This is a genomic window from Chamaesiphon sp. GL140_3_metabinner_50, assembly GCF_025361915.1.
GTDB lineage: Bacteria > Cyanobacteriota > Cyanobacteriia > Cyanobacteriales > Chamaesiphonaceae > Chamaesiphon.
This window is the reverse complement of record NZ_JANYJC010000089.1, coordinates 1-6,440: the sequence shown is the minus strand read 5'-3', so window position 1 is coordinate 6,440 and position 6,440 is coordinate 1. Positions and strand designations below refer to the sequence as shown.

Annotated in this window: 8 protein-coding genes; 3 read left to right on the top strand and 5 right to left on the bottom strand. The window is 45.6% G+C overall.

The genetic code is table 11. The annotated features are described in order from the left end of the window. The coding region (locus Q0R35_RS04665) for an exodeoxyribonuclease VII large subunit (RefSeq protein WP_295614925.1) at positions 1-381 on the top strand (381 nt) is incomplete at its 5' end. Further along, positions 365-571, top strand: coding sequence for an exodeoxyribonuclease VII small subunit (xseB, locus tag Q0R35_RS04660; protein ID WP_295614924.1), 207 nt, complete (start codon positions 365-367; stop codon positions 569-571). The genes Q0R35_RS04665 and xseB, both read left to right, overlap by 17 nt. 36 nt (positions 572-607) lie before the next feature. Here xseB and Q0R35_RS04655 read toward each other — a convergent pair whose 3' ends face one another. The 4 genes from Q0R35_RS04655 to Q0R35_RS04640 all read right to left on the bottom strand — a co-directional run bounded on the left by Q0R35_RS04655 (position 608) and on the right by Q0R35_RS04640 (position 5,779). After that, positions 608-1,594, bottom strand: coding sequence for an AvaI/BsoBI family type II restriction endonuclease (locus tag Q0R35_RS04655; RefSeq protein WP_295614923.1), 987 nt, complete (start codon positions 1,592-1,594; stop codon positions 608-610). Then, positions 1,591-3,072, bottom strand: a complete 1,482-nt coding sequence (locus Q0R35_RS04650) for a DNA methyltransferase (protein WP_295614922.1) — start codon at positions 3,070-3,072, stop codon at positions 1,591-1,593. The genes Q0R35_RS04655 and Q0R35_RS04650 overlap by 4 nt, the downstream gene beginning before the upstream one ends. A gap of 91 nt (positions 3,073-3,163) precedes the next feature. Further along, positions 3,164-5,125: an FHA domain-containing protein gene (locus tag Q0R35_RS04645; protein WP_295614921.1), complete on the bottom strand. Its 1,962-nt coding sequence runs from the start codon at positions 5,123-5,125 to the stop codon at positions 3,164-3,166. Between the two features lie 99 nt (positions 5,126-5,224). After that, a complete protein-coding gene (locus tag Q0R35_RS04640; protein ID WP_295614920.1) occupies positions 5,225-5,779 on the bottom strand; it encodes a hypothetical protein in 555 nt (184 codons plus the stop codon). Between the two features lie 14 nt (positions 5,780-5,793). Here Q0R35_RS04640 and Q0R35_RS04635 point away from each other — a divergent pair, with 14 nt between their 5' ends. Beyond that, complete coding sequence (locus Q0R35_RS04635) at positions 5,794-6,144, top strand: hypothetical protein (RefSeq protein WP_295614919.1); 351 nt, start codon at positions 5,794-5,796, stop codon at positions 6,142-6,144. 52 nt (positions 6,145-6,196) lie between these two features. Here Q0R35_RS04635 and Q0R35_RS04630 read toward each other — a convergent pair. Then, positions 6,197-6,440, bottom strand: a 244-nt coding sequence (locus tag Q0R35_RS04630; protein ID WP_295614918.1) for a universal stress protein, incomplete at its 5' end; no start/stop codon positions are given.

Genomic DNA, 6,440 nt, shown 5'->3' with positions numbered 1-6,440 from the left:
TTGCAAGCGGCGATGCAGCGGGTCGCGATCGAGCATCAGTCGCAATTAGATCGCTTGCGGCTGCGGTGCGAACGCATCAAGCCCGATCGTCAGTTAGCACTGGAGATCGATCGGCTCCACGGACTCCAGCAGCGTCTCCAGCGGGCGATCGCCGCCAAATTGCAAACTGTGTCCCAACAGCAGTTACACCTGCGAGAGCGGTGCCAAACCCTCGATCCGCGCTTAGTTTTACAGCGGGGCTATGCCTTGGTGAGACAAACTAATGGCACGCTCGTCCGCGATGGCGATCGATTGGTTGTGGGTGAAGAGTTGGCGATTCAACTCGGTCGGGGACGCGTAAAAGTAAACGTAATAGAGGTAGATCGTGGCGAAGAAAAATAATTGGAAGTACGAAGAAACAGTCGATCGGATCGAGGAAATATTAGCGCAAATTGAAGGTGGCGATCTAGAATTAGCTGAAGTATTCAGTCAGTTTGAGATCGCGATCGCCTCTTTGCAGCAATGTGAAAATTTTCTTGCCGAACATAGGGAGCGGGTAGAATTATTGTTAGAAAATTTGGGTAATAGTTAGCGATCGGGAGTAGTCGATGTAAGAAATAAAAGTTGCTTAAAGATCGATAATCCAGCGGCATACAGATGCGAGTTGATTGTCATCTGTTAAATTAGCTGCATTGGTCAATGTACCGTCTTCGAGCTGCGTCCAAATTTCATCCGCCATACTACTAACAATCGCAGCACCAATGAATAATGAAGCAGGTGCCAAGTCGATCTTCGAGAAAGCATTCCGAATGCGTAACAAAGCTGTACGAGCTGTTTTCCAGTGTTCGTCAGCACCAGCAGGATCGATACCACCTTTAAGTTCGCCTAGCGCGACATACAATGTACCGTCCAACACTGCTCGATCGAGGTTTTGGGGAGTACACGCAAGCAGACACAAATCGATGTTTTTACGCACGATTGCTGGAGTGTAGTTATAGCGAAGCGTTCGCGTACCTTGAAGATTTGTCCAGCTCAGTGCGTTGGTTTGAAATTCAATGTCGGGGTCGATAAAACTGCCAGTAAGCCACTTCTTAGTCTTGATGTGTCGCCACTTAAATGAAATATTTGCCAACGACAATGCAGCGATAACATTACGAGTTAGTTTTCGTTGTGCAATTGCACCACCGATATTTCGCATCGCGCCACCGACAGTATCTCCGCGCTTAATCAGGAATCGATACATTAATTCATCGATCCAATCTGCGCCTGCTGGGTCGAGGAAGTTTGCAATGAAGTCTCGGACTGCTCGTTCTTTGGCGATCTGGTCGAGATGGCTTGCTGCTTTGTCTGAAATTCCTGCGGCGGTTACCAGTGCAGTGTGGATTGTGGACAGAGACATCAAATCGATCGGATGCGATAGTGTTAATACCGCAGCTTTAAGCGCACGCGCTTGAGTAATAAAAGGAGTAGCTTGCCGATTCTTCTCTAATGCTAGCTCTAGAAATCCCGACCGCGTTTCGATGGAGCTGGTAATGAGGTCGGCTTTAGTCTGTAGGTGCGTTCGATAAGGTTGGCCAGAATTCTTGTTACCTACAGAATTTTCATTTAAAGTCATTGAAGCTTCTCCCAGATGTAGACGCACTTGCGGAGCGCAGCTCTTCCATGTACTCCCATTTGCTGACTACTATTGCCTTTTCCTTGCTGTAAAACGGTAATGCTCGGTACCTGAAAGCCCAATTTCTCAGCAATATCGGATAAGATCAGGTCTACCGATATACTTGCACCTGCATAGCGCACGTTATCATTGACCATGAACAGTGGTGCGCCTGGTTTGAGAATCCGCAGACACTCAAAGATCGCACAAGCCATTTCGGAGAAGTAGCCCTCGACCATGCGTGGAATACCAGTGTTGTTGAGGAGCTTGCGATCTTTTTGGTTATTGAGGTGTTCGAGAATTGCTTGTAGAAGCAGTTGCGTATTAGCAGTTTCTACAGGTACGCGCCAATCAGGATTCATTTCTAGTAGTGCTTTAGTCCGATTTTCGACAGTACACGAAACCATTTCTTGCCGCAAAGCAATCAATCGATCGCCTGTAACACCAAGCAAAGCTAGTTCCAGTGCGTAAGTGCGCGTGTAATCATAGCGATTGCAATAAGGTGGGGAGGTGAACACGGCATCGAATGAGTTGCTCGGTAAGCATTGTAATTTCTGCAAGCATAACCCCTGAAGAATTTTCGTTTGTCCCAGCTTAATTGGCTGTTGGTTATCGATCGATAGTCTGCTTTCTCGATCGAGTGGAGGCAGATCGCCGCTAATTTCTTCGAGCTTGGCAACAATAGCTAGATCGAAATCTAAAATGATTCCTTTATTAAAAGATTTAGCACTTTGACCGCGATTGGAACGTGCATCCCAGCGCAGATATTGACCATCTTTGCGCGTATAGCTAATATTTTCGAGAATACATAACAATGCAAACCGCAGCACTGTTTGTACGGGCGTAGACTCATTAGCAAGTGCGGCTAGATAACGTTCGATCGCGAGTAATGTTGCAGGTGGATATGCACCCTCTGTAATCTTGAGTACTCCTAAAGTGCAGCGTGTCGGCCAACTTTGCCACGGTTTCATCGATCGCCATCGCTCGATAGTGGCAAAGTCTTCTAATCTAAATTTATTTTCTAGCAACTGTCGCGCATGAATAATTTCGATGCCGATGGGCAATAGCTCGATCCCAGTGCTATCTAAACCCAATCCATTAGCCGCAAATAAAGCCGTACCGCTGCCAGCAAATGGATCGAGAATATGACCATTGAGGATGCCACGTTCTTGAAGCAATTTCTCAACTAATGCTGCTGAAAAAGCCTCTTTGTATTTAAACCAGCGATAGGAAGCTCGATTTTTATTAGCTTGGAAAGATACGAGTTGTCTGGTTAGAACTGGTGACACAACTAGTCGTGTCTCAAATTGTTGTTTTAATTTCGCATCTTGGCTCTCGGTCCGATCGAGGAAGGCACCAGAAATATTATCCAACGGAGCCAAAGCAGCTTCTTGTCCGATATCGGCTGAATGTGGAGTTAGTTGTTGGATCGTCTTCACTTGTCTATCGACTTACTTGCTACTTGTTTTGGGGTTACTTTACTATTTATGAGATAGCATCTCAATCTATCATAGAATGCAGCCGGAAGTCCTAGTTTGGCGATCGGTTGTTAATCCATTTCCACCATTGCACTAACGATCGGGATAATACTAACGGTTTGAGTTCGATCGCTTTACGGTCTAATAAATCTTGGATAATATTAAAAGCCGCATATTGCAACCCTAAGAAACTATCGACAGGTGCATAATAGTTGCCCAAGGTAATCGAGCCAGATGCATAAATTTTACCTGCTTGATTAGCCATTTCTGTTAATTCAAATTCAGGATTGACTGTCAATCTGCCTAATTGATTGAGTGGCAAATTATATTGCTGGACTAAATCTTGCAATAACGGACTCGCCATAATTGGCGCATCTACAGCGGTAGCATCGATAATAAAGTCAGCTTCTAATTGAATATCGCCTTTGACACCTGATTCTTTAACGGTGGTAATCGTCCCGCCATGTGTGGAGTGGGGGACGACTTGCTGAACTTCGCCGTAAAAAATTTGATACCAACCTTTATTAATCCCGCCAGTAATAATTTTGCGCCAGTCGGGGCGATTCATGGTGGTTACGCCACCCCAATCGGCGAGTAAGTTCTGACGTTGTTCTGGGGTCGCATTTTCGAGGATTGTTTTATACTGTCCTCCCCAGGCAGATTTCGGCCAGTTGAAGGGCTGAAATTCATAATTGTGTTCGACTTTTCGATCGGCTAAACCGTATTTATTTCCTTCAATTTTAGCGGAGCGAAGTAATTGAATGACGCGAATTTCGACTCGATCGTTATTCCGTCGTAATGTATAAAGTTTCTGTAAAATTCTGGCGGCGACGATTCCGGTACCGCGTAATAATACCGTTCCACCATAGTTAGCTAGAGACTCGTAAATATGTTCGTGGGGTTCGTACGCATTGACGACGGTTTTAAAATCTTGAGTGCGATCGCGATATGCTTGGAGATCTGGTAAAAATTGGAGTGCGGGATAACCAGTGGCGATATGCACGTAACGCGCAATCGTGCAAGCATAATCGGTGGGTTGTTGACAGGTATAAACGATCGCATATCGACCGTCAGTAGTCTTGCGAATTGCCTCGACATGCGCCGTGCGAGTCATTTTGCGCCAACTAATTCGGGCGGCTTCGCGATCGATCGCGGCGATAACATCGCCAGATTTGGGCGTATATGTACTGGCTAGCGTCGGTTCGGCGAAGACTTGCCATAGATGACTCAATCCCGATCGCAATTTCCCCTTAGCGATGTCTTTAACCGCCTCTAGGGTGGCATAGTTCGGAAAACCCCAAAGATTATCGGGACAAGCATCCGCAGGCGATCTGAGCCGTTCTTGCGGGACGATTTGGGTATTGAGACAGAGTTGCTGGTAGCGTCCGTAGGGTTGTTGCTCCATTCCCAATACGCGGATCCGATCGAGACTCACGCCCCCAACTCTGAGTAAATCTACCCAGATAAAACTGCCCAAACCGCCGCCAATGGTGGCATATTCGACTTCTTCGACGGGTAATCCGGTGGCGTGGATGGCTTGAGGATCGATTTGGGAATGTTGGAAGATCGGCGGTAAACAGCTATTCACCCGCACCACTGGCGGCGGTGTAATGCGCGGATCTGGTCGATTGGTGACAGCATTAAAGCCGATTTGCGATCGACTGGCTGGAGTAGTTAGGGGTTGAGAATTAGTGGGAATGGAGATCGAGATTTGGTAGTTTCCCAGTTGAATGACATCACCCGGTGCGATCTCGTGCTGCGGTTGTTTGCTCCCGTTAACGATGATGCCGTTACTACTACCGCGATCGACTATTATCAATTTATCTTGCTGGACTTCGATCGAGGCATGATAGCGCGATACGTCTAGACTATTTAAGACAATCCGACAGACTCGCTCGGTACCCAGTGTTTCTGGAAGTCGCGCAAATTCTCGCCCTAAAGCGATAGGTACTGTTAACAGGGGTTCTTTACGTTCTCCTGTTGCTGGATCTTCCCACATCAAACGGATTTGCACGATTCTCCTACCGAGAGGCTTTGCCAACGATTGTCTGAGTGTTTAACGATCGATTTTAGCAGGATGAGCGATCTTTTGCTCGTTCTCGCAATCCTCTCTTTACGCACTTCTACTATTTTTTGGTTGCCAAAACTCGGTTCTTGGAGTGTATTCTATATATCCAGTCCCATCATCAATCCCAATCACCTGATTACCAAAGCATTCCAGCAAGGCAACCATACAACCAGTGCCACCGTATGGGTAGCCATGCGGATCGAAAGTCAGGTAATATTTATTACTCTCTTCTTGAATGGCGATAAGATCGTAGTCTCCATTCCAGAAAGCATCGAGCATGGATTCTAAATGCCATTGTGTGTAAAGCCATTGTGGAGAGTTGCGGACTTCAACGGGTGTTGAAAACCACTCATCCCAGTATTCTTGAGATTCTTGTTCTGATGGATTCCAAAAATAGGCGCGTTCTACATCTGTTAGATAATTTATAAATACGGTATCATCTACTTCAGCTACTATGTCGTCTGATTTATCCGACTCGATCCGATCGATATCTAGACTTGCCGATTTTGCCTCTCTAATCATTCCAAAAAAATCGATCGTTCTCCTGAGAGATGTCTCATCTTTTTGCAAAAACTCTACATAGAAATCTAATTGGTTCATACTTGTATTAGAACATGAAAAACGATCGACAGTCAGACAAAAACACCCCTCGAAGATCGGAACCCGATCGACTGTTTAGAACGATTTCAATCGCACAGATCTGCATTCATCTCTGTGCTTATATTGCCGCTTTTGTCAAACTAATTATCATCGAAGCTGGTGGATATTACGATACGGGAGTGATGAGTTTTCTCGGTATCACGCTTGTCTCGATGCCATTATTTGCGATCGCGTTATGGCTGATTCAGAATAGAGCGAAACTCTCCAAGAGCATCATAATTATGGGGTATTGTTTTAATCTAGGTGTATCGATCTGGAGTATTTGGATAATAATCAAGGTCGGTTATCTGATTCCACTAGGATAGGCATAGGGAAAATAAATTAATTCCCTAATACCTAACACCTAATACCTAACCCCTAACTTACCGATCGATTCAACAGTACCGGACAAGGAGCTTTAATCCGCACATAATCAGAAAGAGAATTACCTAATAACCGATCGATATCTGGTAAGTTCTTTGCGATCGAAGGGCGACGATCTGGCGAACCGACAGCAATTAGATCGACATTAAACTCTTCAGCCGCTTGACAGATTTCCTTGCCAGGATTGCCAGTCGAGACGATACATTTATAGGCTACACCTTGTTTTTTAGCTTCATTA

Excerpts from the sequence above, each read along its gene's own strand:
- Q0R35_RS04655 (WP_295614923.1), bottom strand. The coding sequence starts at position 1,594 with ATGACTTTAAATGAAAATTCTGTAGGTAACAAGAATTCTGGCCAACCT.
- Q0R35_RS04640 (WP_295614920.1), bottom strand. The coding sequence starts at position 5,779 with ATGAACCAATTAGATTTCTATGTAGAGTTTTTGCAAAAAGATGAGACA.
- Q0R35_RS04635 (WP_295614919.1), top strand. The coding sequence starts at position 5,794 with ATGAAAAACGATCGACAGTCAGACAAAAACACCCCTCGAAGATCGGAA.